26 protein-coding genes and 1 pseudogene are annotated in these 26,330 nt (G+C 62.8%); 18 read left to right on the top strand and 9 right to left on the bottom strand.

Annotated elements, in window-relative coordinates; genetic code table 11:
- Positions 1–117 precede the first annotated feature (117 nt).
- Complete coding sequence (locus tag ACYG9Y_RS13140; protein WP_023669128.1) at positions 118–792, bottom strand: alpha/beta hydrolase; 675 nt, start codon at positions 790–792, stop codon at positions 118–120.
- Between the two features lie 256 nt (positions 793–1,048).
- Between ACYG9Y_RS13140 and ACYG9Y_RS13135 the strand changes: the two genes are divergently transcribed.
- The 7 genes from ACYG9Y_RS13135 (at position 1,049) to sufA (ending at position 8,287) form a co-directional block, all read left to right on the top strand.
- A complete protein-coding gene (locus ACYG9Y_RS13135) occupies positions 1,049–2,212 on the top strand; it encodes a cysteine desulfurase family protein (protein ID WP_023711505.1) in 1,164 nt (387 codons plus the stop codon).
- Positions 2,213–2,399: 187 nt separating this feature from the next.
- Complete coding sequence (gene sufB, locus ACYG9Y_RS13130; RefSeq protein ID WP_023706434.1) at positions 2,400–3,917, top strand: Fe-S cluster assembly protein SufB; 1,518 nt, start codon at positions 2,400–2,402, stop codon at positions 3,915–3,917.
- Between the two features lie 29 nt (positions 3,918–3,946).
- Entirely contained in the window at positions 3,947–4,702 is a 756-nt protein-coding gene (sufC, locus tag ACYG9Y_RS13125; protein WP_023684862.1) for a Fe-S cluster assembly ATPase SufC, read from the top strand.
- A 43-nt stretch (positions 4,703–4,745) separates the two neighbouring features.
- Positions 4,746–6,014, top strand: coding sequence for a Fe-S cluster assembly protein SufD (gene sufD / locus ACYG9Y_RS13120; protein ID WP_023700862.1), 1,269 nt, complete (start codon positions 4,746–4,748; stop codon positions 6,012–6,014).
- 137 nt (positions 6,015–6,151) lie between these two features.
- On the top strand, positions 6,152–7,393 hold the full coding sequence (locus ACYG9Y_RS13115) for a cysteine desulfurase (protein WP_023739399.1): 1,242 nt from the start codon (positions 6,152–6,154) through the stop codon (positions 7,391–7,393).
- 21 nt (positions 7,394–7,414) lie between these two features.
- The gene (locus ACYG9Y_RS13110) at positions 7,415–7,801 is read left to right on the top strand and encodes an SUF system Fe-S cluster assembly protein (protein ID WP_023669122.1); all 387 of its coding nucleotides are present in this window, start codon (positions 7,415–7,417) and stop codon (positions 7,799–7,801) included.
- 105 nt (positions 7,802–7,906) lie between these two features.
- Entirely contained in the window at positions 7,907–8,287 is a 381-nt protein-coding gene (sufA, locus tag ACYG9Y_RS13105) for a Fe-S cluster assembly scaffold SufA (protein ID WP_013532156.1), read from the top strand.
- A 149-nt stretch (positions 8,288–8,436) separates the two neighbouring features.
- Here sufA and ACYG9Y_RS13100 read toward each other — a convergent pair whose 3' ends face one another.
- Complete coding sequence (locus ACYG9Y_RS13100) at positions 8,437–8,934, bottom strand: GFA family protein (RefSeq protein ID WP_023697559.1); 498 nt, start codon at positions 8,932–8,934, stop codon at positions 8,437–8,439.
- Positions 8,935–9,017: 83 nt separating this feature from the next.
- Between ACYG9Y_RS13100 and ACYG9Y_RS13095 the strand changes: the two genes are divergently transcribed.
- Positions 9,018–9,341, top strand: coding sequence for a TfoX/Sxy family protein (locus ACYG9Y_RS13095; protein ID WP_023669120.1), 324 nt, complete (start codon positions 9,018–9,020; stop codon positions 9,339–9,341).
- 202 nt (positions 9,342–9,543) lie between these two features.
- On the opposite strand, the gene ACYG9Y_RS13090 is transcribed toward ACYG9Y_RS13095, so the two are convergent.
- Together ACYG9Y_RS13090 and ACYG9Y_RS13085 are read right to left on the bottom strand one after the other, a co-directional pair.
- The gene (locus ACYG9Y_RS13090; protein ID WP_023739397.1) at positions 9,544–10,461 is read right to left on the bottom strand and encodes a pseudouridine-5'-phosphate glycosidase; all 918 of its coding nucleotides are present in this window, start codon (positions 10,459–10,461) and stop codon (positions 9,544–9,546) included.
- A gap of 70 nt (positions 10,462–10,531) precedes the next feature.
- Positions 10,532–11,476, bottom strand: coding sequence for a carbohydrate kinase family protein (locus ACYG9Y_RS13085; RefSeq protein ID WP_023739396.1), 945 nt, complete (start codon positions 11,474–11,476; stop codon positions 10,532–10,534).
- A 282-nt stretch (positions 11,477–11,758) separates the two neighbouring features.
- Between ACYG9Y_RS13085 and recA the strand changes: the two genes are divergently transcribed.
- The gene (gene recA, locus ACYG9Y_RS13080) at positions 11,759–12,862 is read left to right on the top strand and encodes a recombinase RecA (RefSeq protein ID WP_023669117.1); all 1,104 of its coding nucleotides are present in this window, start codon (positions 11,759–11,761) and stop codon (positions 12,860–12,862) included.
- Positions 12,863–13,119: 257 nt separating this feature from the next.
- A complete protein-coding gene (gene alaS, locus ACYG9Y_RS13075; protein WP_352609237.1) occupies positions 13,120–15,786 on the top strand; it encodes an alanine--tRNA ligase in 2,667 nt (888 codons plus the stop codon).
- Between the two features lie 4 nt (positions 15,787–15,790).
- Here alaS and ACYG9Y_RS13070 read toward each other — a convergent pair whose 3' ends face one another.
- From ACYG9Y_RS13070 to ACYG9Y_RS13060, 3 genes and pseudogenes are all read right to left on the bottom strand, one after another.
- Positions 15,791–16,372: a demethoxyubiquinone hydroxylase family protein gene (locus ACYG9Y_RS13070; protein WP_023739395.1), complete on the bottom strand. Its 582-nt coding sequence runs from the start codon at positions 16,370–16,372 to the stop codon at positions 15,791–15,793.
- 14 nt (positions 16,373–16,386) lie between these two features.
- Positions 16,387–16,994 (bottom strand): annotated as a pseudogene (locus tag ACYG9Y_RS13065) (glutathione S-transferase family protein).
- 10 nt (positions 16,995–17,004) lie between these two features.
- Positions 17,005–18,216 (bottom strand): NADP-dependent isocitrate dehydrogenase, encoded by a 1,212-nt coding sequence (locus tag ACYG9Y_RS13060; RefSeq protein ID WP_023669114.1) that lies wholly within the window; start codon positions 18,214–18,216, stop codon positions 17,005–17,007.
- A 217-nt stretch (positions 18,217–18,433) separates the two neighbouring features.
- Between ACYG9Y_RS13060 and ACYG9Y_RS13055 the strand changes: the two genes are divergently transcribed.
- From ACYG9Y_RS13055 to murI, 3 genes are all read left to right on the top strand, one after another.
- Positions 18,434–19,282: an RNA methyltransferase gene (locus ACYG9Y_RS13055; RefSeq protein ID WP_023669113.1), complete on the top strand. Its 849-nt coding sequence runs from the start codon at positions 18,434–18,436 to the stop codon at positions 19,280–19,282.
- 105 nt (positions 19,283–19,387) lie between these two features.
- Positions 19,388–19,972, top strand: a complete 585-nt coding sequence (locus ACYG9Y_RS13050) for a hypothetical protein (protein ID WP_156929814.1) — start codon at positions 19,388–19,390, stop codon at positions 19,970–19,972.
- A 146-nt stretch (positions 19,973–20,118) separates the two neighbouring features.
- Positions 20,119–20,907: a glutamate racemase gene (gene murI, locus ACYG9Y_RS13045; protein WP_023684874.1), complete on the top strand. Its 789-nt coding sequence runs from the start codon at positions 20,119–20,121 to the stop codon at positions 20,905–20,907.
- An 88-nt stretch (positions 20,908–20,995) separates the two neighbouring features.
- Here the strand turns inward: murI and ACYG9Y_RS13040 are convergent, their stop codons facing one another.
- Complete coding sequence (locus ACYG9Y_RS13040) at positions 20,996–22,378, bottom strand: RNB domain-containing ribonuclease (RefSeq protein WP_023739393.1); 1,383 nt, start codon at positions 22,376–22,378, stop codon at positions 20,996–20,998.
- Positions 22,379–22,539: 161 nt separating this feature from the next.
- Here ACYG9Y_RS13040 and ACYG9Y_RS13035 point away from each other — a divergent pair, with 161 nt between their 5' ends.
- Entirely contained in the window at positions 22,540–22,728 is a 189-nt protein-coding gene (locus tag ACYG9Y_RS13035) for a DUF3008 family protein (protein ID WP_023684876.1), read from the top strand.
- Positions 22,729–22,811: 83 nt separating this feature from the next.
- Here ACYG9Y_RS13035 and ACYG9Y_RS13030 read toward each other — a convergent pair whose 3' ends face one another.
- The gene (locus ACYG9Y_RS13030; protein ID WP_023690200.1) at positions 22,812–23,012 is read right to left on the bottom strand and encodes a hypothetical protein; all 201 of its coding nucleotides are present in this window, start codon (positions 23,010–23,012) and stop codon (positions 22,812–22,814) included.
- A gap of 386 nt (positions 23,013–23,398) precedes the next feature.
- On the opposite strand from ACYG9Y_RS13030, the gene rpsD reads away from it, so the two are divergent.
- The 4 genes from rpsD to ACYG9Y_RS13010 all read left to right on the top strand — a co-directional run bounded on the left by rpsD (position 23,399) and on the right by ACYG9Y_RS13010 (position 26,324).
- Positions 23,399–24,016 carry a 30S ribosomal protein S4 gene (rpsD, locus tag ACYG9Y_RS13025; protein WP_023669107.1) on the top strand — a complete coding sequence of 206 codons (618 nt, stop codon included), beginning with the start codon at positions 23,399–23,401 and terminating at the stop codon, positions 24,014–24,016.
- A gap of 107 nt (positions 24,017–24,123) precedes the next feature.
- On the top strand, positions 24,124–25,011 hold the full coding sequence (ttcA, locus tag ACYG9Y_RS13020; RefSeq protein WP_023739392.1) for a tRNA 2-thiocytidine(32) synthetase TtcA: 888 nt from the start codon (positions 24,124–24,126) through the stop codon (positions 25,009–25,011).
- Positions 25,001–25,828, top strand: a complete 828-nt coding sequence (locus tag ACYG9Y_RS13015; RefSeq protein WP_023726924.1) for an inositol monophosphatase family protein — start codon at positions 25,001–25,003, stop codon at positions 25,826–25,828. The genes ttcA and ACYG9Y_RS13015 overlap by 11 nt, the downstream gene beginning before the upstream one ends.
- Before the next feature lie 262 nt (positions 25,829–26,090).
- Positions 26,091–26,324, top strand: coding sequence for a hypothetical protein (locus ACYG9Y_RS13010; protein ID WP_245259853.1), 234 nt, complete (start codon positions 26,091–26,093; stop codon positions 26,322–26,324).
- The last annotated feature ends 6 nt before the right edge of the window (positions 26,325–26,330 follow it).

Below are 26,330 nucleotides of genomic sequence, written 5' to 3'. Positions count from 1 at the left end.
CCGAAATGGCATTGTCGCGCCCATGATGGGCACGACTCTGACGGCATCGGACCGGGAGTTTTTGTTTTGACGCAATTCCGGACGGAAAACCCGTTTACACTTTTCCTGGAATTGCTCTTAGCGCAGCCGCTTCGGCCGCGGATCGGACAATTCGCCGGCCAGCCGTCGGTCGAGATAGTCGGCGCATTCCTCGAGCAGCAGATCGGCGTCGTTGGCGAAGAAGTGGTTGGCGCCTGGCAAGGTCTTCTGCGTGATGGTGATGCCCTTTTGCGTGTGCAGCTTGTCGACCAGGCCCTGCACATCCTTGGGCGGCGCCACCTTGTCGGCATCGCCATGGATGATCAGACCCGATGACGGGCAGGGCGCCAGGAACGAGAAATCATAGGTGTTGGGCTGCGGCGCGATCGAGATGAAGCCCTCGATCTCGGGCCGGCGCATCAGAAGCTGCATGCCGATCCAGGAGCCGAAGGAATAACCGGCCACCCAGCAGCTCTTGGAATCCGGATGCAGCGACTGCACCCAGTCGAGCGCTGCGGCGGCATCCGACAATTCGCCGGTGCCGTGGTCGAATTCGCCCTGGCTGCGGCCGATGCCGCGGAAGTTGAAGCGAAGCGTGGTGAAATCGCGCTTCTGGAACATGTAGAAGAGGTCATAGACGATCTTGTTGTTCATCGTGCCGCCGAATTGCGGATGCGGATGCAACACGATGGCAATCGGCGCGCTCTTCTCCTTGGAAGGCTGGTAGCGGCCCTCCAGGCGGCCGGCCGGACCGGTGAAAATGACCTCAGGCATGAACTACTCCAAATGGCATACGAATGCGCGGCGCCCGGAACAACTCTTTACTCTAGCCCCAGCCCTTCCGGGCCTTGACGCAGGGCAAGCGTCTTCTTAGAAGCTAGTTTAGAATTGTTCAAAACTGGATAGCCAGCCGTGACGGCCCGGCCATCCTCGCCGCAAGCCGCGTAAATAGGACGTCTTGCCTTGCAATTTCAAGGAAATAACGCGCTATCCTTGCGGAAAGGGTCTTGACGGGATCGATTGGGTGAAAATGGCCGCAGCACGCGCCTATCTCGACTACAATGCCAGCGCGCCGCTCATTGCCGAGGCGCGCGAGGCGATGATTGCCGCGCTCGATCTCGTCGCCAATCCGTCGTCGGTGCATGCCGAGGGGCGCGCGGCGCGGCGCCTGATCGACACTGCCCGGCGCGATGTGGCAGCACTTGTCGGCGCCAAGGCCGAGCATGTCGTCTTCACCTCCGGCGCGACGGAGGCCGCATCGACGCTGCTGACACCGGATTGGCGGATGGGCCGTGGCACGGTGCGCATGAGCCGGCTCTATGTCTGCGAGGCCGACCACCCTTGCCTGTTGAACGGCGGCCGCTTCCCGGCAACACAGGTTTCGCGGATCGGCGTCGACGCCGATGGCATCGCTGACCTCGCTCAGCTGACAGCCGCTCTGGCCGCGCATGACAAGGCCGAAGGCCTGCCGTTGGTCGCGATCCATGCGGCCAACAACGAGACCGGCGTCATCCAGCCGATTGATCGCATCGCCGCGATCGTCAATGCGGCGGGCGGCATTCTGGTGGTCGACGCGGTGCAGGCTGCGGGCCGTGTTCCCATCGATATGTCAGCGGCTTACGCCGACTATTTGATTCTGTCTTCGCACAAGATCGGCGGCCCCAAGGGTGTCGGCGCCGTCGTTGCGGCAGCCGATCTGATGATGCCGAAGCCGCTGATCAATGGCGGCGGCCAGGAAAAGGGCCATCGCGGCGGCACCGAAAACCTGGCGGCCATCGCCGGCTTTGGCGCCGCGGCGCGGCAGGCTTTGGCTGGACTGAAAGACGTCGAAGCGATCGCGCAACGCCGCGGCGAGGTCGAGAAAACACTCAAAACGCTGGTGCCGGACGCAGAAATCTTCGGAACCGGCGCGCCAAGGCTTGCCAATACGACATTCTTCGCTATTCCCGGCATCAAGGCCGAGACGGCGCAGATCGCGTTCGATCTGGCTGGCGTTGCGCTGTCGGCGGGATCGGCCTGTTCGTCGGGCAAGGTCGGGCCGAGCCATGTGCTGAAAGCCATGGGTCATGGCGACAGCCTGGGCGCTTTGCGCGTGTCCATCGGCCACGCAACGAGTGCCGGGGATATCGAACTGTTCCGTGCTGCGCTGGCCGGTATTGCCCAGCGCCGGGCGGGCAGGGAACAAGCCGCCTGAGGCGGCGACAAAGAATTCAGGCCTCGCGGCCTGGTAGAGCCGTGCGTTTGCAAGTGGCCGGGTGAATTCCCGGCCGAGACGCACTATATGAAACTTACGCCGCCTTCGGCGCCTAATGGGCAGCCCTCGGCGATGCCATAGTTTGAAAACTGTCGGGCCTTGACCCCGGCGTGGATGGAGAACGCTTATGCCTGCTGTGCAGGACACGATCGATCGGGTCCGAAAGATCGACGTCGACCAGTACAAATACGGATTCCAGACAGAGATCGCGATGGACAAGGCCCCCAAGGGCCTGAGCGAAGACATTATTCGCTTCATCTCGGCCAAGAAGGATGAACCGTCCTGGATGCTGGAATGGCGTCTGGAAGCCTATCGGCGCTGGTTGACGCTGGAAGAGCCGACCTGGGCGCGCGTCCATTATCCGAAGATCGACTTTCAGGACCTCTATTACTACGCGGCGCCCAAGAGCACGCCCGGCCCGACCTCGCTGAGCGACGTCGATCCCGAGCTGTTGAAGGTCTACGAGAAGCTCGGCATTCCGCTGCGGGAACAAGAAATCCTCGCCGGCGTGCAGAAAACCGACGTCTCCGATCTCGAGGAGCCCAGCGACAACGTCTACAAATCGGGCCGTGTCGCCGTCGACGCGGTGTTTGATTCCGTTTCCGTCGTCACCACGTTCAAGAAGGAACTGGCGCAGGCCGGCGTCATCTTCTGCTCGATCTCGGAAGCCATCCGCGAGCATCCGGAGCTGGTGCAGAAATATCTCGGCTCGGTCGTGCCGACATCCGACAATTTCTACGCCACGCTGAATTCGGCTGTCTTCACCGACGGCTCGTTCGTCTTCGTGCCCAAGGGCGTGCGCTGCCCGATGGAGCTGTCGACCTATTTCCGCATGAACGAGAAGAACACCGGCCAGTTCGAGCGCACGCTGATCATCGCCGAGGAGGGGGCTTACGTCTCCTATCTCGAAGGCTGCACGGCGCCGCAGCGCGACGAGAACCAGCTGCATGCCGCCGTCGTCGAACTGGTGGCGCTCGACGATGCCGAGATCAAATATTCGACGGTGCAGAACTGGTACCCCGGCGATGCCGAGGGCAAGGGCGGCATCTACAATTTCGTCACCAAGCGCGGCGACTGCCGCGGCCACCGTTCGAAGATCTCGTGGACGCAGGTCGAGACCGGTTCGGCGATCACCTGGAAATATCCCAGCTGCATCCTGCGCGGCGACGATTCCTCCGGCGAGTTCTATTCGATCGCTGTGTCGAACGGCTACCAGCAGGTCGATAGCGGCACCAAGATGATCCATCTCGGCAAGAACACGTCGAGCCGCATCATCTCCAAGGGCATTGCCGCCGGCTTCTCGCAGAACACCTATCGCGGCCAGGTCTCGGCGCACCGCAAGGCGACCAACGCCCGCAACTTCACCAATTGCGATAGTCTCCTGATCGGCGACCAGTGCGGCGCCCACACCGTGCCCTACATGGAAGCCAAGAACTCGACGGCGCAGTTCGAGCATGAGGCGACGACGTCGAAGATTTCCGAGGACCAGAAGTTCTACGTCATGCAGCGCGGCATCCCGGAAGAGGAGGCGATCGCGCTGATCGTCAACGGCTTCGTCAAGGATGTTATCCAGCAGCTGCCGATGGAGTTCGCGGTCGAAGCGCAGAAGCTTATCGGCATCAGCCTCGAGGGCTCGGTCGGCTGACCGGACAATATATATCCAGGAAAGAAAAAATGCTTGAGATCAAGAATCTGCATGCCCGCATCGTCGATGACGGCACCGAGATCATCCGCGGCCTGAACCTGACGGTGAAAAACGGCGAGGTCGCTGCCATCATGGGTCCGAACGGCTCGGGCAAATCGACGCTGTCCTACATCCTCGCCGGCCGTGAGGACTATGAGGTCACCGAAGGCGACATCCTCTATAACGGCCAGTCGATCCTCGAAATGGATCCGGCCGAGCGCGCCACCGCGGGCATCTTCCTCGCCTTCCAGTATCCGATGGAGATACCTGGCGTCGCGACCATGGAGTTCCTGAAGGTGGCGATGAACGAGCAGCGCAAGGCGCGCGGCGAGGAGCCGCTAAAAATTCCGGAATTTTTGAAGCGGGTGAAAGAGGCGGCAGCCTCGCTCTCGATGGACATGGCGATGCTGAAGCGGCCGCTCAATGTCGGCTTTTCCGGCGGCGAGAAGAAGCGGGCCGAGATCCTGCAGATGAAGCTGCTGGAGCCAAAGCTCTGCGTGCTCGACGAGACCGATTCAGGCCTAGACATCGATGCGCTGAAGATCGTCTCGGACGGCGTCAACGCGCTGCGTTCGCCCGACCGTGCCATCATCGTCATCACCCACTACCAGCGCCTGCTCGAGCACATCGTGCCCGATAGCGTGCACGTCCTATACAAGGGCCAGGTGATCAAGTCCGGCGACAAGTCGCTGGCGCTCGATCTCGAAGCCAATGGCTATGCCGGCGTGATCGGCGAAGCCGCGTGAGACGCCAGAAGGCCATTTTATGCTGAAAGGCGGGGCAAAACTGATGAATATGCATACACAACCCCAGCGCACGCAGGCCGAAACGGCGTTGATCGACGCTTTCGGCGAGCGTCTGTCGTTGCTGCCGGGTGACGGCGCGGTGATGCTGAAGCGCGACGACGCCATCGAGGCGATCAAGCACGGGCTGCCGACGCGGCGCATCGAATCCTGGCATTACACTGACCTGCGCCGGCTGTTGACCGCGGTGCCGGCATTCGATCCGACGGCCGCCGCCAAAACGCTAACGCCCATCGTCGAAGGTTCCGCCGTGCTGGCGGTTCTGAACGGCGTCTCGAGTGCGAAATTCCCCGCGATCGAGGGCGTGACGATCCAGCGCCTGTCGGAAAAGCTGACCGACGGCTCGATTGCACCCGGCCTCGAGCCCTATGGCAGCGATGACGCCATCGGCGCGCTGAACACTGCTTTCGTCGCCGACGGCTATTTCGTCGACATCGCCGATGGCGCAGCACTGGAAAAGCCGATCGAATTGCAGAACCTGCAAGCCGGCGGACAGACCCATGTGCGCTTTCCCGTGCGTGTCGGCGCCGGCGCCAAGGCTGCGATCGTCGAGCGTCAGGCGGGCGAGGGCGCGGCTCTGGCCAGCTCCGTCAGCCAGCTGGTGTTGGGCGAGGGCGCCGAGGTGACCTGGCTGATCATCCAGGAACAGCCGGAAACGGCCACCCATCTGGCGCAGTTCAAGGCGCATCTCGGCAAGAATTCGAAGCTGACGCTGTTCTTCATGAATGCCGGCGGCAAGCTTGTGCGCCAGGAGATCGTGGTGAAGACCACGGGCGAAGGCGCCGATTTCAAATTGCGCGGCATCAACCTTCTGGCCGGCGACACCCACACCGACGTGACCATGGTGCTCGACCATGCCGTGCCGCATACGACATCGACGGAAGTGATCCGCAATGTGGTGACCGGCAAGGCGCGCGGCGTCTTCCAGGGCCGCATCAACGTCCACCAATACGCGCAGAAGACCAACGCTAAGATGGCCTGCAACACGCTGCTTTTGTCGGATGATGGCGAGTTCTCGACCAAGCCGGAGCTGGAAATCTTCGCCGACGACGTCATCTGCGGCCACGGCGCGACCGTTACCGAGATCGACCACAACCATCTGTTCTACCTGATGGCGCGCGGCATCGACGAGAAGAGCGCCCGTGGCCTGCTGGTCAAGGCGTTCGTCGCCGAAGTGATCGAGGAACTGGACGACGAAACCATCGTCGAGGCCCTGGAAACAAGGCTGGACGACTGGTTCGTGGCCCATGGGTAAGCACCTCTTTCCCTTCTCCCCTTGTGGGGTCCGAAGGACGGGCGAGGCAAGTGACTCGCCCCGGGCGGTGGCCGAGCGAAGCTCGGTCGGATGAGGGGCGAGTGACGGAGTGAGGCGTTGCCTCAAGAGAGCTTGTAATGGACCAGAAACTCGAAACCACCCCCTACGACGTCGAGGCGATCCGCCGCGACTTCCCGATCCTGTCGCGCGAAGTCTACGGCAAACCGCTGGTCTATCTCGACAATGGCGCCTCGGCACAGAAGCCGCAGGTGGTGCTGGATACGATCCAGCACGCCTATTCCCAGGAATACGCCAACGTCCATCGCGGCCTGCATTTCCTGTCCAATGCCGCGACCGACGCCTACGAGAAGGCGCGCGAGACGGTGCGCCGCTTCCTCAACGCGCCAAGCACCGACAACATCGTATTCACCTCGAACACGACCGCGGCGATCAACACCGTCGCTTACGGCTATGGCATGCCCAATATCGGCGCGGGCGACGAGATCGTTCTGTCGATCATGGAGCACCACTCCAACATCGTGCCGTGGCATTTCATCCGGGAGCGGCAGGGCGCCAAGCTGGTCTGGGTGCCGGTCGACGATCTCGGCATCTTCGGCATCGAGGAATTCGAAAAGCGCCTGACCGACAAGACCAAGCTCGTCGCCATCACGCATATGTCGAACGCGCTGGGCACGGTGACGCCGATCAAGGAGATCGTGCGCATCGCGCATTCGCGTGGAATTCCCGTACTTGTCGACGGCAGCCAGAGCGCCGTGCACATGCCGATCGACGTCCAGGACCTCGATTGCGATTTCTTCGTCTTCACCGGCCACAAGGTCTACGGGCCCTCCGGCATCGGCGTGCTCTACGGCAAGAAGGATATTCTCTCGGCCATGCGCCCTTTCATGGGCGGCGGCGAGATGATCGAGGAAGTGACGGAAGACGTCGTCACCTACAACGAGCCGCCGCACCGCTTCGAGGCCGGCACGCCGCCGATCGTCCAGGCGATCGGGCTGGGTGCAGCATTGGAATACATGGAAAAGATCGGCCGCGAGCGCATCGCCGCGCACGAGGCCGACCTCAAGACCTACGCGCACGAGCGGCTGCGCGCCATCAACTCGCTGCGCATCTTCGGCGACGCGCCGGACAAGGGCGCCATCATTTCCTTCGAATTGCAGGGCATTCATGCCCATGACGTGTCGATGGTGATAGACAGGCAAGGTGTTGCCGTCCGCGCGGGCACCCATTGCGCCCAGCCGCTGTTGAAACGCTTTGGCGTAACCTCCACATGCAGGGCATCGTTCGGCATGTATAATACCAGGGCCGAAGTCGACGCTTTGGCCGATGCGCTGGAAAAAGCGCGCAAGTTCTTCGGGTGACAGGTTCTTTGGATGACGACCATGGATGATGCGAGCCACACCACCGCGCCGGAAGCGGCCGTCAATCCGCTGGTTTCCGCCTCGGCCATTCCCGCCGACGAGCTGGCGCGGCTGACCGACGACATCGTCTCGGCGCTGAAGACGGTCTATGACCCGGAAATACCGGCCGACATCTATGAGCTCGGCCTCATCTACAAGATCGACATCGAGGACAACCGCGCGGTCAAGATCGACATGACGCTGACCGCGCCCGGCTGTCCGGTGGCCGGCGAAATGCCCGGCTGGGTGGAAAACGCCGTCGGCGCCGTCGAAGGCGTCTCCGGCGTCGAGGTCAACATGACCTTCGACCCGCCCTGGTCGCCCGACCGCATGTCGGAAGAGGCGCAGGTGGCGGTGGGCTGGTACTAGGTTGACTGAGGTTGGTGCACTTGCACCAGTGGTAAAACTTCACCATTTTAGGTGAGGAATCATTCGGCAGGCCTTGAACCTGCATGGAATGGAAGAGGAAAAAGAATGGGACGCTTCGCCGTCATCACGATGACCGAAAAGGCCGCCGACCGGGTGCGCGAGATCGTCGCCACGCGCGACAATGCGCATGGCATTCGCCTCGGCATCAAGAAGGGCGGCTGCGCCGGCATGGAATACACGGTCGACCTGGTGACCGAGCCCAATACCAAGGACGACCATATCGAACGCGACGGCGCGCATGTCTATGTCGCGCCCGAGGCTGCCCTTTTCCTGTTCGGCACCGAGATGGATTTCGAGCAGACCACGCTGCGCACCGGCTTCACCTTCCACAACCCGAACCAGAGTTCGGCCTGCGGCTGCGGCGAATCCGTCGAACTGAAGCCCGCCGACCTGAAGGCGCTGGCTGAGGCGCGCGCTTCGGCCTGATCTTCCTTCTCCCCGTTCACGGGGAGGTGAGGAATGGTCCGCGCAGCGGGCGAAAAGCCAATTGCTTGGCTTTTCGAATGACGAACGGCCCGAAGGGCCGGATGAGGGGCAGCGCTGACCATCGGAAGTCGCGCTCCGCGCCTCCCTGCTTACTTCACCCACATCTTCGTCCGCTTGTGCCAGTCGGCGATCGATTCCTCGGGATAGACGTCGAAGACCTTGTCCTTTTTGCCGATCACCGGCTCGACCCAACTCGCCTTGTATTTCAACATCAGATGCACCTTCTCCGGCGGTTTCGGCAACTCGCTGTCGATTGCCGAGGCGAAGGGGTGGACCAGGTCCGGCCATGTCGGATCGTAGAGCCAGAGCGCCGAACCGCACTTCTTGCAGAAATTGCGCTCGCCCGTCGAAATCTCGCACTTTGGATGCTCGTCGTCCGCGATCTCGGCCTGGTAGACGCCGAGATTGCGCTTGCCCTTGATTTTCAGCGTCTTGTAATCGGCGCCGAGATTGATGGCGAAGCCGCCGCCGCCCTGCTGCTTGCGGCAGATCGAGCAGTAGCACAGCATGAACGGCACCGGCGTGTTGCTCTCCACCTCGAAATGGACGGCATCGCAGCGGCAGGATCCCTTGAGCAGCAGCGGCATGACAGAACTCCGACGGATGGCTCTCAACTTGCCAGCATGGTTTTTGGTTGCAGCCATGGCAAGCCCGGTGACATGATTGCGGCATGGACAATGAACGCATCGAAGAACTGTTCGAAGGCCTCGGCCCGGTCAGTATCCGAAAACTGTTCGGCGGCAAGGGTATCTATTTCGACGGCGTCATCGTCGCCATCGTGCTGCGCGGCGAATTGCTGCTCAAGGCTGACGAGCAAAGCGCGCCCGACTTCGAAGCCGCCGGCTGCAAGCAATGGACCTATACCGGCACCCGCCACGGCAAGCTGGTCGCGATGCCGTACTGGAGCATTCCCGACGACGCGTTTGATGATCCTGACGAGATGAGGGTGTGGGCGCGCCGGGCGTATGAGGCGGGACGAAGGGCGGGGAAGTGAACCGGGACCGCCGCGTTTCTTCCCACCCCCTCTGTCCTGCCGGACATCTCCCCCGCAAGGGGGGAGATCAGTTGTCACATTGGCCTTCGCTAATCACCAACGTTGAAAATGGGAGCCTGCGGCTAAGCTGTTAATCTCCCTCCTTGCGGGGGAGATGGCCGGCAGGCCAGAGGGGGGTGCTGTCCCGCCGACGTAGGCGATCCTACAGCGCCGTCGCAATCCTCGCCGCCAGCCGCGCATTGTTCTCGACCAGCGCGATGTTGGTCTTCAAGCTCCGGCCGCCGGTCAGTTCGAGGATTTTGCCCAGCAGGAACGGCGTCACCGCCTTACCGGTCACATTCTGCACTTCCGCCGCCTTCTGCGCGGCCTCGATATAGCCGGCCATCTCGTCGGCCGGGATTTCATCGTCCTGCGGCACCGGGTTGGCGATCAGCATGCCGCCGACCAGGCCAAGTGCCGCCCTGGTCTTGTAGAAATGCGCGATCTCTTCCGGTCTGTGCAGGGTCAGCGGCGCGCGGAACGGCGAATGCCGCGACCAGAAGGCCGGCATCGTCTCGCAGCCATGGCCAATCACCGGCACGCCGCGCGTCTCCAGCACTTCCAGCGTCTTTTCGATGTCGAGAATCGCCTTGGCGCCGGCCGAGACGACGATGACCGGCGTGCGCGCCAACTCGTCGAGATCGGCCGAGATGTCGAAGCTCTTTTCCGCGCCCTTGTGGACGCCGCCAATGCCGCCGGTGGCGAACACCTTTATCCCGACCAAGTCAGCGGCGATCATGGTGGCGGCGACCGTGGTGCCGCCGGTGCGGCCTTGCGCCACCGCAAAGCCGAGATCGGCGCGCGACAGCTTCATGGCGTCGCCGGTCATCGCCAGCGACTCGCGCTCGCCGTCGGAAAGCCCGATCTTGATGCGGCCGGCGACCACGGCGATCGTCGCTGGCACCGCGCCATTGTCCAGGATTATCTTTTCGACATTGGCGGCCATGGCGCCATTGTCGGGGTAAGGCATGCCATGGGTGATGATGGTGCTTTCCAGCGCCACGACGGGGCGGCCAGCGGCGAGCGCCTCGGCCACGGGCGCGTGGAGGTCGATGAAGGGGCGGGCGCTTTGCGGTGTCATGATGGTCTCCGATCCGGAGATCCGCGCGTCCGCTTGGACGTCGCGCTCCGGCAATGGCAATTGGCCGCCCTCATGCCATTTCCTGCGCGTCGGGCACAAGAGCCAGTGCCTCGGTGAAGGTCGCAATCGTGAAGGCCGGAACCGCGTCGGCGCTTTCAATGGCCAGCGTGGCGGCGGCAACGCCCTCGCGCAATGCCTGGCGCAGGGGCAGGCCGCGCAGCAGGGCAGCGATGGTGGCGCCGGCCAGCGCGTCGCCGGCGCCGGTGACGTCGGCGACTTTTCTCGGCGCCGGCGGCAGGATAGAGAAGGCGCCGGCTTCGTCGAATCCCAGCACCGGGCCGTCGCCCGCCGTCACCACGCCACTGGTGAGGCCGCTGCAGCGCAGTCCGTCGACGATCTCGCGCTCGGTGGCATTGGCATCGACGCCGGCCAGCACCATGGCCTCGCGCCGGTTCATGAAGACCTGCGCGAGTTCCTTCAGCACTGGTATCATCCGCACCACCTTGGCCGGCGAAATGGCGATGGCGAACACCGGCTTGCCGGCGGCGAGCCCCACCAGCCGCTCCAGCGCCGTTGATGGCAGATTGGCGTCGCAGAGCACCGCATCGGCCTCGGCGACCACCTCGCGCACCTTGGAGCGGCGGATCTGCTTGGGGAACGCCAAATCGTAGAGCGCCATATCGGCAAAGCCGGTGATCAGCTCGCCGTCGCGATCGATCAGCGCCGTGTAGCTCGGCGTCGTGCGGTCGAGGAAAACCGCCGACAGGTCGGCAATGCCGGAGTCGGCGATGGCGCGCGCAACCGTCTCGGCCGAGGCATCGCCGCCGCGCACCGACAAAAGCGAGGCCGAGACGCCGCGCCGCACCAGGCTGCGCAGCGCGTTGAAGACGCCGCCGCCGACATCCTCGCGCATCGTGCCGGGGTTGGACGCCGCGGGCACGTACGTGCCCGACACCTGGCCGCGGCGATCGATATGGGCGCCGCCCACCGCCAGTATCTTTGCTGATTTCACCATGCCGGCGATATGACCTTTGTTATTCGAACCAGACAAGCGCTAGGCTGTGCGACCGAGCTTCGCAGGCGAGCCGGCGATTCGGCCCATCGAAACAGCCGGAGCATCTGGCCCAATGCGGAACGCGTCCGAAAACCAAACCACGAGACAAAAAAAGAACAAATCCGGATAATGATTGTTTTTCAGTTATTTGATCCCTCTTGCCAAACGAGAACAAAAGTAGTACAAAATGGGCAGGGATTACGGATTGTCCGGCCTTCATTGACGACCAAGGGGTGATGTATCATGGCTCAGAATTCTTTGCGGCTTGTAGAGGACAAAGCGGTGGACAAATCAAAGGCTCTGGACGCGGCGCTGTCGCAAATCGAGCGCGCCTTCGGCAAGGGCTCGATCATGCGGCTTGGCGCCAATGAGCAGGTCGTCGAGATCGAAACCGTGCCGACCGGATCGCTGGGCCTCGACATCGCGCTTGGCGTCGGCGGCCTGCCGCGCGGCCGCATCGTCGAGATCTACGGGCCGGAAAGCTCGGGCAAGACGACACTGGCGCTGCACACAGTTGCCGAAGCCCAGAAGAAAGGCGGTATCTGCGCCTTCGTCGATGCCGAGCACGCACTCGATCCGGTCTATGCCCGCAAGCTCGGCGTCGATCTGGAAAACCTCTTGATCTCGCAGCCGGACACCGGCGAGCAGGCACTGGAAATCTGCGACACGCTGGTGCGTTCCGGCGCCATCGACGTTCTGGTGGTCGATTCGGTGGCCGCCCTGACGCCGCGCGCTGAAATCGAGGGCGAGATGGGCGATTCGCTGCCCGGTCTCCAGGCTCGTCTGATGAGCCAGGCGCTGCGCAAGCTGACCGCCTCGATCTCGCGCTCCAACACCATGGTCATCTTCATCAACCAGATCCGCATGAAGATCGGCGTCATGTTCGGTTCGCCGGAAACCACGACCGGCGGCAACGCGCTGAAATTCTACGCTTCGGTGCGCCTCGACATCCGCCGCATCGGCTCGGTCAAGGACCGCGACGAGGTCGTCGGCAACCAGACCCGGGTCAAGGTGGTCAAGAACAAGCTGGCGCCGCCCTTCAAGGTGGTCGAGTTCGACATCATGTATGGCGAGGGCGTCTCCAAGACCGGCGAACTGGTCGATCTCGGCGTCAAGGCCGGCGTGGTCGAGAAGTCCGGCGCCTGGTTCTCCTACAATTCGCAGCGTCTCGGCCAAGGTCGCGAAAACGCCAAACTGTTCCTGCGCGACAATCCCGACACGGCGCGTGAGATCGAACTTGCGCTGCGGCAGAATGCCGGGCTGATCGCCGAGAAATTTCTTGAAAATGGTGGCCCCGAGCGCGGCGAAAGCGACGACGGCTTCGAGGAAGAATCCGGCGCCATGTAGGGCACGGCCAGAGTTCGGCCATAAATCCAGCTTAAGTAACCGAGTTCTTTAGTATTGCGTTTCAAACCGCCGGCCTTCGCGCCGGCGGTTTTCGTTTTTGGGCAGCGTGAAGCCGGCTTGGCAGTTGCCGGATTGGCCCAATTCCGTGTTTCTGGACAGGGTGGGGCGTGCCCGCTAAAAGGCCAAGTCAATCTTCTAAAAAGCAGAGACCAGTGTCCGCCGGCCGTGCCGGCGGTTTTCGCGAAAAGGCAGCACTCATGAGTGGCGTGAACGAGATCCGGTCGACATTCCTCGACTATTTCCGCAAGGAGGGCCACGAGGTCGTGGCCTCGAGCCCGCTGGTGCCGCGCAACGACCCGACGCTGATGTTCACCAATGCCGGCATGGTGCAGTTCAAGAACGTCTTCACCGGCCTGGAGAAGCGGTCCTATTCGCGCGCCACCACTGCGCAGAAAAGCGTGCGCGCCGGCGGCAAGCACAACGACCTCGACAATGTCGGCTACACCGCGCGCCATCTGACCTTCTTCGAAATGCTCGGCAATTTCTCCTTCGGCGACTATTTCAAGGAGCGCGCCATCGAACTGGCCTGGAACCTGATCACCAAGGAGTTCGGGCTGAACAAGGACAAGCTGCTGGTCACCGTCTATCACACCGATGACGAGGCGGCCGGCTTCTGGAAGAAGATCGCCGGTTTCTCCGATGACCGCATCATCCGCATCCCGACCTCCGACAATTTCTGGGCTATGGGCGACACCGGACCGTGCGGGCCGTGCTCGGAAATCTTCATCGACCGTGGCGAGCACATCTGGGGCGGCCCTCCCGGCAGCCCGGAGGAGGACGGCGACCGCTTCCTTGAATTCTGGAACCTGGTGTTCATGCAATATGAGCAGGTCACCAAGGATGAGCGCATCGACCTGCCGCGGCCGTCGATCGACACCGGCATGGGCCTGGAGCGCATGGCCTCCATCCTGCAAGGGGTGGAGAGCGTCTTCGAGACCGACCTGTTCCGTCATCTGATCGATGCGGCCTCGTCAGCGCTCGGGCAGGGACCCGACAAGGAGACGGTCGCCTCCTTCCGCGTCATTGCCGATCATCTGCGCTCGTCCTCTTTCCTGGTTGCCGACGGCGTGCTGCCGTCGAACGAAGGCCGCGGCTATGTGCTGCGCCGCATCATGCGCCGCGCCATGCGCCATGCGCAGTTGCTCGGCGCCAAGGAGCCGTTGATGTGGAAGCTGGTGCCGGCGCTGGTGCGTGAGATGGGCCAGGCCTATCCCGAACTGCTGCGCGGCGAACAGCTGATTACCGAGACGCTGAAGCTCGAGGAGACCAGGTTCCGCAAGACGCTGGTGCGCGGCCTCGGCCTGCTCTCGGAGGCGACGGAGACGCTTCATGCCGGTGACATGCTGGACGGCGAGACGGCCTTCAAGCTCTATGACACGTACGGCTTCCCGCTCGATCTGACGCAGGACGCACTGCGCCAGCGCAGCATCTCGGTCGACCTTGCCGGCTTCACCCATGCGATGGAGCAGCAGAAGGCCGAAGCGCGCAAGCATTGGGCTGGCTCCGGCGACGCGGCCACCGAGACCATCTGGTTTTCTGTACGCGAGAAGGCCGGCGCCACCGAATTCCTCGGCTACGAGACCGAACAGGCGGAAGGCCTCATTCAGGCGCTGGTCAAGGACGGCAAGACCGTCGACAGCGCGATCAAGGGCGACGCGGTGGCGGTGGTCGTCAACCAGACGCCGTTCTATGGCGAGTCCGGCGGCCAGATGGGCGACACCGGTATCATCTCCGGCGAAGGTTTCTCGATCGAGGTTTCCGACACGCAGAAAAAGGCCGACGGCCTGTTCGTGCATCTGGGCAAGGTGACGAACGGCACGGTCAAGCCAGGTGCAGCCGTCGAGCTGAAGGTTGACCATGCACGCCGCACCCGGCTGCGTGCCAATCATTCGGCAACGCATCTGATCCATGAGGCGCTGCGCGAGGTGCTGGGCACCCATGTCGCGCAGAAAGGTTCGCTGGTCGCGCCCGAGCGCCTGCGCTTCGACATCTCGCACAACAAGCCGATCTCGGCCGAAGACCTCGAAGAGGTCGAGCGCATGGCCAACGAAATCGTCGTCCAGAACAGCCCGGTGACGACGCGGCTGATGTCGGTCGACGACGCCATCGCCGAAGGCGCCATGGCGCTGTTCGGCGAGAAATACGGCGACGAGGTGCGTGTCGTCTCGATGGGCACCGGCGTGCATGGCGCCAAGGCCAATAGACCCTATTCCGTCGAACTTTGTGGCGGCACCCATGTCCGGGCGACCGGCGATATCGGCCTGGTGCGTGTCGTCTCCGACAGCGCGGTCGCCGCCGGCGTGCGCCGCATCGAGGCGCTGACCGGCGAAGCCGCACGAAAATATCTCGACGAGCAGGACAGGCGCCTGAAGGCGACGGCGGCCGTGTTGAAGATTTCGCCGGCCGACGTGCCGGCGCGTGTCGAGACGCTGCTCGAGGAGCGCAAGAAGCTCGAGAAGGAACTGAGCGAAGCGCGCAAGAAACTCGCGCTGGGCGGTGGTGCCGCGGCCGATGCTCCGGCCACCGCCGAAACCGTCGCCGGGATCGGCTTCCTCGGCAAGGCGGTTACCGGCGTCTCACCTAGGGATTTGAAGCCGCTGGCCGATGCCGGCAAGACATCGCTCGGCTCCGGCGTCGTCGTCTTCGTCGGTGCGGGCGAAGACAACAAGGCAAGCGTCGTGGTCGCCGTGACGGACGATCTCGTCGGCCGCTTCAGCGCTGTCGATCTGGTGCGCGTTGCCTCGGCCGCACTGGGCGGGCAGGGCGGCGGCGGACGGCCCGACATGGCGCAAGCCGGCGGCCCGGACGCCTCGAAGGCCAGTGATGCGATCGCCGCGGTGAGGGCGGCGCTGGAGGCAGCCTGAAAGCTTAGCTCTGCTTCGCCGCCTTCAGGGCGCGCGTCATTCTGCTGGAATCGCCCCAGGTGGACAGCCAGATCAGCACGTCCGTGGCGATCGAAATCAGCGACCGTAAAAAGTTCAGCGCCGGGCCGGGCGATTTCAGCTGCTCTTCGGCGTGATGGAGATGGGCGAGCTCTTCCTCGCGGATCGCCAGGATGATGCCGTGCAAGTCGTAGTCGCGATTGGCGAGGAAAAACAGCTGATCGTCCAGATGGCGATGCACCGCCGCTTCAACCGCCGCCGTGCAGGCCCAGATGCCTTGCGGACCGAGCAGGGCGGTGACAAAACCCAGCACCCAGCCACCCCAGCTCCAGAACTGCATCACCCGGCACGGTCGCGACCGCCGCGCCGGCATGGCGGCGCGGAACGCAGCGCAATGCGTGCGCTCGTGTCCAAGCATCTCCGACAAGGATGGCACGCAATCCGGCCATAAGCGCCTGGCGACAAGAATCTGCGCCGAATAGATCCTGATCGCACCAAACTCACCGGCGTGGTTGACCCTGACAATTCTGGCGACGGTGAGCGCGTCCTGGCGAGATGGGTCAGCCATGGCCCGAACCCATATCAGCCCGCCGCCAGGCTCGGACGTTTTGCGATGCCCTCCCACCAGGCCTGGATGTCGGCGAACGCCGCAAGCAGCTTTTGCCCGTCGGCGACCTTGACGAAATAGGCGATGATGGATGCCGCATGCAGGTCGGCCAGCGTCAGATGGTCCCCGAGCAGCCACGGCCCGGGAGGCTTGAGTGCGGTGAGCACCCGCAGCACCGTTTCCGCCTGGCGCAGCCCGTTGGCGACCAGTGCCTCGTCTGGCGCTTCCTTCTCAAGCCGCTCGACGGCGACGTCCCAGACCATCGATCTGTAGGCATAGGCGTCGAGAATGCCGATGAGCTGGTTCATCGTTGCACGGGTGCGGGCGGCTGCAGTGCCGGGCCGTCGAACGCGTCGTCGACATAGCGGGCGATTGCGCTGGTTTCGAACAGGCGAAACCCGTCGTGCTCGAAGGCCGGAATGCGGCCGAAAGGGTGATGCTCGAAATACCAGGCAGGAGTGCCCTCGGCGGCAAAGACATCGACCGGCACAAGCTCGTAGTCGATGCCTTTTTCCGCCAGCACGAGGCGGACGATGCGCACATAGACGCTGTAGTCCGCCCCGTAGACGACCGGCTTGGCCATGGCTGCCGGCTTACGCCATCGCCTTCTGCAAATTCTCGTCGATCTTGTCGAGGAAGCCGGTGGTCGACAGCCATGGTTGGTCGGGACCGATCAAGAGCGACAGGTCCTTGGTCATGAAGCCGCTCTCAACCGTCTGGATGCAGACCTTCTCCAGCGTGTCGGCAAATCGCTTCAACTCGGCATTATCGTCGAGCTTGGCGCGGTGGGCGAGGCCGCGCGTCCAGGCGAAGATCGAGGCGATCGAATTGGTCGAGGTTTCCTCGCCCTTCTGGTGCTGGCGATAGTGGCGCGTCACGGTGCCGTGCGCGGCCTCCGCTTCCACCGTCTTGCCGTCCGGCGTCATCAGCACGGAGGTCATCAGGCCGAGCGAGCCAAAACCTTGCGCCACCGTGTCGGACTGGACGTCGCCGTCATAATTCTTGCAGGCCCAGACATAGCCGCCAGACCATTTCAGGGCGGAGGCCACCATGTCGTCGATCAGCCGGTGCTCGTACCACAGCTTCTTCGCCTTGAACTCGGCCTCGAATTCAGCCTCGTAGACCTCCTGGAAAATGTCCTTGAAGCGGCCGTCATAGGCTTTGAGGATGGTGTTCTTGGTCGAGAGATAAACCGGATAATTGCGCAGCAGGCCGTAATTCAGCGAGGCGCGGGCGAATTCGCGGATGGAGTCGTCGAGATTGTACATCGCCATGGCAACGCCGGCGCCGGGTGCGTCGTACACGTCATGCTCGATCACCTTGCCGTCCTCGCCGACGAACTTGATGGTCAGCTTGCCCTTGCCGGGGAAGCGGAAGTCGGTGGCGCGATACTGGTCGCCGAAAGCATGACGGCCGACGATGATGGGCTTGGTCCATCCCGGCACCAGACGCGGCACGTTCTTCATGATGATCGGTTCGCGGAAAATGGTGCCGCCGAGAATGTTACGGATGGTGCCGTTCGGCGACTTCCACATCTTCTTCAGCTTGAATTCCTCGACGCGCTGCTCGTCGGGCGTGATCGTCGCGCATTTCACGCCGACGCCCCATTTCTTGATGGCATTGGCCGAATCGATGGTCACCTGGTCGTTGGTGGCGTCGCGGTGCTCGACGCCGAGGTCGTAATATTCGAGCTTCAGGTCGAGATAAGGGTGGATCAGCTTGTCCTTGATGAACTGCCAGATGATGCGGGTCATCTCGTCGCCGTCGAGCTCGACGACCGGGTTCGCCACCTTGATCTTCGCCATGAAAAGAATGCCTCGCTTTTGGGGAACAAAACGGCCTCGCCCGCATGGCTTCGGCCGGGTATGCGGAGCGTATATCAAAGCCTATTTGGCCGCGCAAACGACGATCCGTGCAGAATGGGTCGTCTGTGCCGCGACCGGTGTTTTGCAAAAGCTTCATTTTGCCAAGCGGATATGGCAGGGAACGCTGAAATGCCGCAAACAGCAGTTCATTGAGATCATGTCCGCCGTCGATCATCCTGAAAACGCATCCGCCGCCGGGCCGGCGATCATCCTGGTCGAGCCGCAGCTCGGCGAGAATATCGGTATGGTCGCGCGCGCCATGGCCAATTTCGGCCTTGCCGAACTGAGACTGGTCAACCCGCGTGACGGCTGGCCGAGCGAGAAGGCGCGCGCCGCCGCCAGCCGCGCCGACCATGTCATCGATGCCGTAACAGTGTTCGGCGACCTGGCGTCCGCCGTCGCCGACCTCAACTTCGTCTTCGCCACCACGGCGCGGGAGCGCGACGGCTTCAAACCCGTGCGTGGTCCGGTCGAGGCGGGCAGGGCGCTCAGGGCGCGTCAGATGGCCGGCCTGCGCACCGGCATCTTGTTCGGCCGCGAGCGTTTTGGGCTCTACAATGACGAGGTCGGGCTGGCCGACGAGATCGTCACCTTCCCGGTCGTTCCCGGCTTTTCGTCGCTCAACATCGCCCAGGCCGTGCTGTTGATGTCCTATGAATGGATGAAATCCGGCCTGGAGGACGAGACGGCGACCAATTTCTCCAGTCCTGAAATGAAGCCGGCGAGCAAGGAAGAGTTGCACGGCCTGTTTGCCTATCTCGAAGGCGCGCTCGAAGCGCGCGGTTATTTCCGCCCGGCGCCCAAGAAACCCAAGATGGTCGACAATCTGCGCGCCGTCTTGACGCGCGCCGGTTTCGCCGAGCCGGAACTGAAAGTACTGCGTGGCATCATCTCGTCGCTCGACCGGTTTTCGCCGGCCATGCCGCGCGGTGACGGCTCGCCGGGAGACGATCCAAGGCGTTTGCCGGCCGCTGCGCGAAAACGCCAGGCAGACAAAGAAGATTAGAAATCGCTAAGCTTCGAACGGCTGAAGTAACCGAATTTTATTTGCCTCTCATCCATTGTTGTCAAAACGGTGGGGTGGCAAATGTTCACGTCCAAAATCGGCCGTATGCGCTTCTTCTTCTATTCGCTCGGCGTAGCCCTGCTCGAGGCCGTTCTAGCTGTGCTGTGCATCGTTGGCACGGTCGGCTTTGAGGGGCTGGTCAACTCGGCGCCCGGTCCATTGCGGCAAGGGATGGCAGGCGCGGTTCTGGTCGTTTCCCTCCTGGCCGTGGTCATGCGTGCCAACATCGCCTGGCGACGCAGCCGCGACGCCAACGGCAAAGCCTGGATCCTGTGGTCCTACATCGTGTTCTGCGCCATCTACGCCTTTCTGCAGGCAGGCACGCTGCTGGTCATCGATTTCAACAATCCGGAAAGCACGTCCAGCGGTTTGAACCTGCTGGCGCTGTCGATCTTTGGCCTTTGGTGCACGATTCTGGTGGCTAAGCCGGTGGCGGGCATCAATATCGACGAACTGACATCGGTTTTCGATTTCGATGGCGATACGCCCATGCCTGCGGCATCCGGCCGGACGGCCAGCAGCACGACACAGTCTTCCATGCGCAACGCCACACCGGCCACGCGCTCGGTGCCGTCCGCCCAGCCTCTGGGCCGTCCGCGGCCCGCCGGCTTCGGCAAGCGCGGGCTCTAGAGCAACCGAGGCAAGGTCGTCTTCGCCGGCTTTGCATGGAAGTTGCTAACATTCGCCACTTCAAGGCCATGATGGTTGCAGATAGAACGGCATTGGCCAATGACCGCCAAGCCTTCTGATCCAGCCTCTTTCATGGTCCGATATCAATGAGCCACCGTCCGATACTGATGTTCGATTCCGGCGTTGGCGGATTGACCGTGCTGCGCGAAGCGCGCGTGCTGATGCCCGACCGGCGCTTCGTCTACGTCGCCGATGACAAGGCCTTTCCCTACGGCGCGTGGGAAGAGCCGGCGCTGCAGGCCCATATAGTCGAGCTCTTCGCCAAGCTGCTCGACCGTTTTGATCCGGAAATTTCGGTCGTCGCCTGCAATACCGCTTCGACGCTGGTGATCGATGCGTTGCGGGAAAAATTCCCTGGCCATCCCTTTGTCGGCACCGTGCCGGCGATCAAGCCGGCGGCCGAGCGCACCCGGTCCGGGCTGGTCTCGGTGCTGGCGACGCCGGGCACGGTGAAGCGCCAGTACACGCGCGACCTGATCGGCAAATGGGCGCAGAAATGCCATGTCCGGCTGGTCGGCAGCAACAATCTCGCCGGACTGGCCGAGGCCTACATGCGCGAGGGCTTTGTCGACGAGGAGGCCGTGCGTGCCGAGATCGCACCGTGTTTCGTCCAGCATGACGATTTGCGCACGGACATCGTCGTGCTCGCCTGCACGCACTATCCGTTCCTGGCCAATCGCATGCGCAAGACCGCGCCCTGGCCGGTCGACTGGATCGACCCGGCCGAAGCGATTGCGCGGCGTGCTCTGTCGCTGCTTCCGGCTGTCGACGGGCCATTGCCGCAAAGCGAGCCCGACATCGCCGTCTTTACCTCGGGAAAGGCGGACTTCGCCATCAGCCGGCTGATGCAGGGTTTTGGATTGAGCGCGCGCTAGACTAATGCATGTCGCCCAAAAGTGCGCAGCGGTTTTGGGACAACGACATGCATAAAACGAAAAAATTAAAGCGCGTCGCCGACGCGCTTTAGGCAGGCTCGAAGACAATGACGCGCCGATCCGGATCGGCCGAAACAAGCCTTAGCGTCAGGCCATCGCCCTGCCTGAACCCTGAGGCCTTCACATTAGCAACGACAGGCATGTCCGAGAGCTGAACGCGCACACGCTGATCACCGACGTCGGTGACGACGGCCTTGAATGTTTCACCCATGCGCCCCCTCAGCATCACCGCCTCGGCAAGGTCGATGGCCGCGTGGTTGATCTGCGAGGCGCGGGCGCCTGCGCGGCCCATCACCTTCGGCAGTCTGGAAAACGCCTCGGTAACGGCTTGCGGCACCGGCTGGCCGTTGGCGATGGCCAGCACGCAGCGCACGACGTAGCGATCGGCCAGCCGCCTCAGGGGCGCGGTGGCGTGGGCATAGGTCGCGGCCATCGCCTCGTGCCAGGGGACAACGCCTTCCTCATAGGGTTGGTAGGACGCACCGGAGCCGGCGCGGCGGATTTCCAGCATCAGCGCTGCCTGTTGCCTGTTGGTCGGATCGAGGGTTCGCTGATAGTCGGGCAGGCTGGTCGAAGGAGGCCAGGACAGGCCTAAGGCCCGTGCCGCGCTGCGCAGTCTTTGTACTTTGGAAGCATCGGGCGGCGCCATCACCCGGAACAAGCCGGTCCTGTGTGCCAGCATGGCGTCGGCAATCGCCATGTTGGCGGCCAGCGAAAGTGCTGCGTTGTCTTGCTCGGATTGCAGCAGCGGTCTGAACGCAAGCTGGAACGTGCCATCGGCAAGCTGTTCCACCTCCTGCTCGGGCGGGTCGACGCGCGAAGCGCCGCGACGCTCTTCGGCCGCCGCCATGCGCCGCGCGATTTCGGCGAAGCCGACTGGGACGTCGGCGGCCTGCACGCTGTCATAGGCGAGCTTGGCGCGGCTTTGAATGATTGCCCGCTCCGCGCCATCCAGCCTTACCGCTCCGTCGTCGGCGATCCGGACCGTGAAGATGACAGCCGGACGCGGACCGCTGGGCAGCAAGCTCGCGGCGCCCTCGGCAAGCACCCGGGGATAGAGCCCGGCCTTGCCGTCCGGCAAATACAGGGTTTCGCCCCGCGCCCAGGCTTCGCGATCCACCGCGTCGCCGTCCGCGACGAACCAGGCTACGTCGGCAATCGCATAGTGCAACAGAAGGTCGCTACCGCTCGCTTCGATCGAAAACGCTTGGTCAAGATCGGTGGAAGCCGCGGGATCGAGCGTCACGAAGGGCATCGCGGTGCGGTCGGCATGCTGGTCGGGCACGCGCCTGGCCGCCGTCTGTGCCATGGCCATTACATCAGGGGGAAATGCCTCCGGCACATGGAACTCGGTGCGGATTTTCGCGAGGCCGGTAGCGAGTGCCTGCGAGGGATCGTTCAACGATTTCATGGCGCCGTCCTACACCGGCGTTGCGGGCACGGGAAGGTGGTTTGCCGGCAGTGCCGGCCGACCATGGGCAGGCATGAGCGCGGAACGGAAGTTGACCGCCAGCGCTGGAACCGTCGCCGGAGCGCAACGTTTCTTCCTCTGGCAGCAAAGGAGAAGCCGATATGCCTGCAACCTCAAAAGCACAGCAAAAGGCCGCGGGCGCAGCCCTGTCGGCCAAGCGCGGCGAGACCAGGAAGAGCGAACTTCAAGGCGCGTCGAAGTCGATGTACAATTCGATGAGCGAAAAGCAGCTCGAGGAATTCGCAGAGACCAAGCGCAAAGGCCTGCCGGAGAAGAAATCGGCAGACTGAAACCTTGAACCGAGTCGATAAACAAAGCCCGTGGCCGAAACCACGGGCTTCTTCGGTTCAGGCCAAGCCCGAAACCCCTGACGTCACCAGCAGCGCTTCACCTTGTAGCGGATGACCTTCTTGTGGCCATGCCGCCAGATGACCTTCTTCTTCACCACGACATGGCAGGTCTGACGATGCTTGTGGCCCTGCCAATGCTTGGCCATCGCTGGCTCGGGCACGGCGATCGACATCGTCCCGGCCAGGACGGCCGCACCGACCAACGAGAGGAAAAACTTCTTCATGCGACTTCGGGCTCCTTTGGCTCCAGTCCCTTCCTAAATGCCGTCGGCGCAACAACCTCCCGCCGCATCCGGCACGGCACTCAACGCCAAAGACGTGATATGGTTGCCGGGCCCAGCGCCAGCGACGCGCTTGACTCTGCTCAAATCTCCGTTTAACGAGCGCACCAACACCGGGCCGCAATGCCCGGTTGTTTCTTTTGCATGGCAAGCCCAGGAAAGCAGGTTTATCGTTTCCTGGGTTTTGTCTAGACTGACGTGTCCCGTGGGTTTTCCGCCGCGTTGCGTGGGAAAACCCTGTCAGGCCTTGAAAACGGAGGCCAGAGGAGGGCGCGTTTCCTTCACCCGGACCATGAGGCTCCGGGTGGTTTGTTTTGAAAGGGAATGCGATGAGCAAGCGCGAATCCGCGAAGTACAAGATCGACCGCCGTCTCGGCGAAAACATCTGGGGCCGCCCGAAGTCCCCGGTCAACAAGCGTGAATACGGCCCCGGCCAGCACGGCCAGCGCCGCAAGGGCAAGCTTTCCGATTTCGGCCTGCAGCTGCGCGCCAAGCAGAAGCTGAAGGGTCACTATGGTGATGTCTCCGAAAAGCAGTTCCGCAAAGTCTATGAAGAGGCTGATCGCCGCAAGGGCGACACCTCCGAGAACCTGATCGGCCTGCTCGAGTCGCGTCTCGACGCGGTCGTCTACCGCTCCAAGTTCGTGCCCACCATTTTCGCGGCTCGCCAGTTCGTCAACCACGGCCACGTCAACGTCAACGGCAAGCGCGTCAACATCGGGTCGTACCGTTGCAAGCCGGGCGATGTCGTCGAAGTGCGGGAAAAGTCGAAGCAGCTGGTCATCGTGCTGGAAGCGGTCGGCCTCGCCGAGCGCGACGTGCCGGACTATATCGAAGTCGATCACAACAAGATGGTCGCGACCTTCTCGCGCATCCCCGGCCTGGCCGATGTTCCGTTCGCCGTGCAGATGGAGCCGAACCTGGTCGTCGAATTCTATTCGCGCTAAGCGATCGCTTTTCTGCGATACTGGAAAGGGCCGCCCGTCGAGGCGGCCTTTTCTTTGTCGGCCATGTCCGCTAATCCGGCACTCTCGGCTATGGAAAGCGACAAGCCATGAACATGCTGGCAGACATCGAAACAGTTGAACCGATTGCTGAAGGCGGCTTCCATCCGCTGTTTGCCGACGTGCCGTCTTCCGTCGAGTTCAACAAACTGCGCAAGCGGCTGTTGCGGTTGACCCGTCAGGCGGTCGAGGATTTCGCCATGGCGAGGCCCGGCGACCGCTGGCTGGTGGCCTTGTCCGGCGGCAAGGATTCCTACGGGCTGCTGGCCGTGCTGCTCGATCTCAAATGGCGCGGGCTGCTGCCGGTCGAGCTGCTGGCCTGCAATCTCGACCAGGGCCAGCCGAACTTTCCGAAGCACATTTTGCCCGACTACCTCGATGCGCATGGCATTGCCCATCGCATCGAGTATCAGGACACCTATTCGGTGGTCACCGACAAGCTGCCTCAGGGCAGCACCTATTGTTCGCTGTGCTCGCGGCTGCGGCGCGGCCATCTCTATCGCATCGCGCGCGAGGAGGGCTGTTCGGCGCTGGTGCTCGGCCACCACCGCGAGGACATTCTCGAAACCTTCTTCATGAATTTAATCCATGGCGGCCGCCTTGCCGCCATGCCGCCAAAGCTGCTCAACGACGACGGCGACGTCATGGTGCTGCGGCCGCTGAGCTACTGCGCCGAGGTCGATCTGGAAAAATTCGCCGCCGCGATGAAATTCCCGATCATTCCCTGCGATCTCTGCGGCAGCCAGGAAGGCCTGCAGCGCAACGCCATGAAGGCGATGCTGGACGATATGGAAAAGCGCATGCCGGGCCGCAAGGATACGATGCTGCGCGCGCTGTCCAACACCAGGCCGTCGCATCTGCTCGACAGAAAGCTGTTCGACTTTGCCGCCCTCAATGGCAGCCTCAGCACAGGACAAGACATTTCCGATGATATTTGACGACCAAGCGATCGACTGGCTGGCCGAGCTTCTCGCCGATGCAGCCAAGGCCGAAATCATGCCACGCTTTCGCCGGCTGGGCGAGGGCGACATCAGACAGAAGACCTCGGCTGCCGACCTGGTGACCGAGGCCGACATCAACGCCGAGCGGCTGATCACGGCCAGGCTGCGCGAGCGCTATCCCACGGCGATGATCGTCGGCGAGGAAGCCTGTTCCGACAATCCGGCGCTGCTTCAGGGGCTCGGCGATGCCGACCTCGCCTTCGTCGTCGACCCGGTCGACGGCACCTTCAACTTCGCCTCCGGCGTGCCGCTCTTCGGCGTCATGCTGAGCGTCGTCGTCAAGGGCGAAACCGTCGCCGGTATCATCCATGACCCCGTAGGCCGGGACTGGCTGATCGGCGCCAAGGGCGCCGGCAGCCATATCCGCCATGCGCATGGCGCGCTGGAGACGGTGCATGTCGCCGATGCCGTGCCGATCTCGCAGATGACCGGCTCCGTCTCCTGGCAATATCTGGCGGAACCGCAACGCTCGCTCTTGGCGCGCAACCAGACCAAGACCCTATCGCAGTTCGGCTATCGCTGCGCGGCACATGAATACCGTCTTCTGGCCAGCGGCCATGCCCATTTCGTCGTCTACAACAAACTGATGCCGTGGGACCATCTGGTCGGTGTGCTGATCCACGCCGAGGCCGGCGGCTACACCGCGCGGATCGACGGCAGCGCCTATCTGCCCTCGCATATCGACGGCGGCATTCTTGTCGCCCCGGACAAGGAAAGCTGGCAGGAGTTGCGCAGGGAACTCTGGGCGCAATAATCGGTCCAACTGCTGGTAGAGGCTTTCGTCAAGTATATTGGCTCTGTTATAGTGTCCAATCTCTCGCGAAGTCGGAAGCTGCGAAATGAAACATCGGTCCGCAATTGTTGCAACGGCGCTTGCACTTGCCTTGGCCGCCGCTGGCGCCACTGAGGCAAGATCGCAGGAACGCGCGTGCGGCAGTCGCGATCCCGTCGATACCATAGACGAGATGTTTTCCGCGATCTTTGCCTGTTGGCAGCCGCCGCCTGGAAGTGCTGGCATGACCCTGACGCTGAGTTTCTCAATTCGCAAAAACGGCACGCTGATGGGCAAACCGCGCGCCACTTTCTCCCATATGGGAGATGATGCCTCGCTCAACCGGGTCTTTGTGTCATCCGTGCTCGAAGCTCTCGACAAGGCTCTGCCGATGCCTCTTTCGGACAGCATGGGTGGCGCCATCGCAGGGCGCCCGCTGTTCCCTCGTTTCACGGCAGTGATTGGCGGCGCATCCTGAAACGCG

This window comes from Mesorhizobium sp. W050, from assembly GCF_054719535.1.
The sequence above is the reverse complement of the archived record's forward strand: the minus strand, read 5'-3'. Positions and strand labels throughout refer to the sequence as shown.

Coding starts and splice junctions, on each gene's coding strand:
- ACYG9Y_RS13140 (WP_023669128.1), bottom strand. CDS start 792: ATGCCTGAGGTCATTTTCACCGGTCCGGCCGGCCGCCTGGAGGGCCGC.
- ACYG9Y_RS13135 (WP_023711505.1), top strand. CDS start 1,049: ATGGCCGCAGCACGCGCCTATCTCGACTACAATGCCAGCGCGCCGCTC.
- sufB (WP_023706434.1), top strand. CDS start 2,400: ATGCCTGCTGTGCAGGACACGATCGATCGGGTCCGAAAGATCGACGTC.
- sufC (WP_023684862.1), top strand. CDS start 3,947: ATGCTTGAGATCAAGAATCTGCATGCCCGCATCGTCGATGACGGCACC.
- sufD (WP_023700862.1), top strand. CDS start 4,746: ATGAATATGCATACACAACCCCAGCGCACGCAGGCCGAAACGGCGTTG.
- ACYG9Y_RS13115 (WP_023739399.1), top strand. CDS start 6,152: ATGGACCAGAAACTCGAAACCACCCCCTACGACGTCGAGGCGATCCGC.
- ACYG9Y_RS13110 (WP_023669122.1), top strand. CDS start 7,415: ATGGATGATGCGAGCCACACCACCGCGCCGGAAGCGGCCGTCAATCCG.
- sufA (WP_013532156.1), top strand. CDS start 7,907: ATGGGACGCTTCGCCGTCATCACGATGACCGAAAAGGCCGCCGACCGG.
- ACYG9Y_RS13100 (WP_023697559.1), bottom strand. CDS start 8,934: ATGCCGCTGCTGCTCAAGGGATCCTGCCGCTGCGATGCCGTCCATTTC.
- ACYG9Y_RS13095 (WP_023669120.1), top strand. CDS start 9,018: ATGGACAATGAACGCATCGAAGAACTGTTCGAAGGCCTCGGCCCGGTC.
- ACYG9Y_RS13090 (WP_023739397.1), bottom strand. CDS start 10,461: ATGACACCGCAAAGCGCCCGCCCCTTCATCGACCTCCACGCGCCCGTG.
- ACYG9Y_RS13085 (WP_023739396.1), bottom strand. CDS start 11,476: ATGGTGAAATCAGCAAAGATACTGGCGGTGGGCGGCGCCCATATCGAT.
- recA (WP_023669117.1), top strand. CDS start 11,759: ATGGCTCAGAATTCTTTGCGGCTTGTAGAGGACAAAGCGGTGGACAAA.
- alaS (WP_352609237.1), top strand. CDS start 13,120: ATGAGTGGCGTGAACGAGATCCGGTCGACATTCCTCGACTATTTCCGC.
- ACYG9Y_RS13070 (WP_023739395.1), bottom strand. CDS start 16,372: ATGGCTGACCCATCTCGCCAGGACGCGCTCACCGTCGCCAGAATTGTC.
- ACYG9Y_RS13060 (WP_023669114.1), bottom strand. CDS start 18,216: ATGGCGAAGATCAAGGTGGCGAACCCGGTCGTCGAGCTCGACGGCGAC.
- ACYG9Y_RS13055 (WP_023669113.1), top strand. CDS start 18,434: ATGTCCGCCGTCGATCATCCTGAAAACGCATCCGCCGCCGGGCCGGCG.
- ACYG9Y_RS13050 (WP_156929814.1), top strand. CDS start 19,388: ATGCGCTTCTTCTTCTATTCGCTCGGCGTAGCCCTGCTCGAGGCCGTT.
- murI (WP_023684874.1), top strand. CDS start 20,119: ATGAGCCACCGTCCGATACTGATGTTCGATTCCGGCGTTGGCGGATTG.
- ACYG9Y_RS13040 (WP_023739393.1), bottom strand. CDS start 22,378: ATGAAATCGTTGAACGATCCCTCGCAGGCACTCGCTACCGGCCTCGCG.
- ACYG9Y_RS13035 (WP_023684876.1), top strand. CDS start 22,540: ATGCCTGCAACCTCAAAAGCACAGCAAAAGGCCGCGGGCGCAGCCCTG.
- ACYG9Y_RS13030 (WP_023690200.1), bottom strand. CDS start 23,012: ATGAAGAAGTTTTTCCTCTCGTTGGTCGGTGCGGCCGTCCTGGCCGGG.
- rpsD (WP_023669107.1), top strand. CDS start 23,399: ATGAGCAAGCGCGAATCCGCGAAGTACAAGATCGACCGCCGTCTCGGC.
- ttcA (WP_023739392.1), top strand. CDS start 24,124: ATGAACATGCTGGCAGACATCGAAACAGTTGAACCGATTGCTGAAGGC.
- ACYG9Y_RS13015 (WP_023726924.1), top strand. CDS start 25,001: ATGATATTTGACGACCAAGCGATCGACTGGCTGGCCGAGCTTCTCGCC.
- ACYG9Y_RS13010 (WP_245259853.1), top strand. CDS start 26,091: ATGACCCTGACGCTGAGTTTCTCAATTCGCAAAAACGGCACGCTGATG.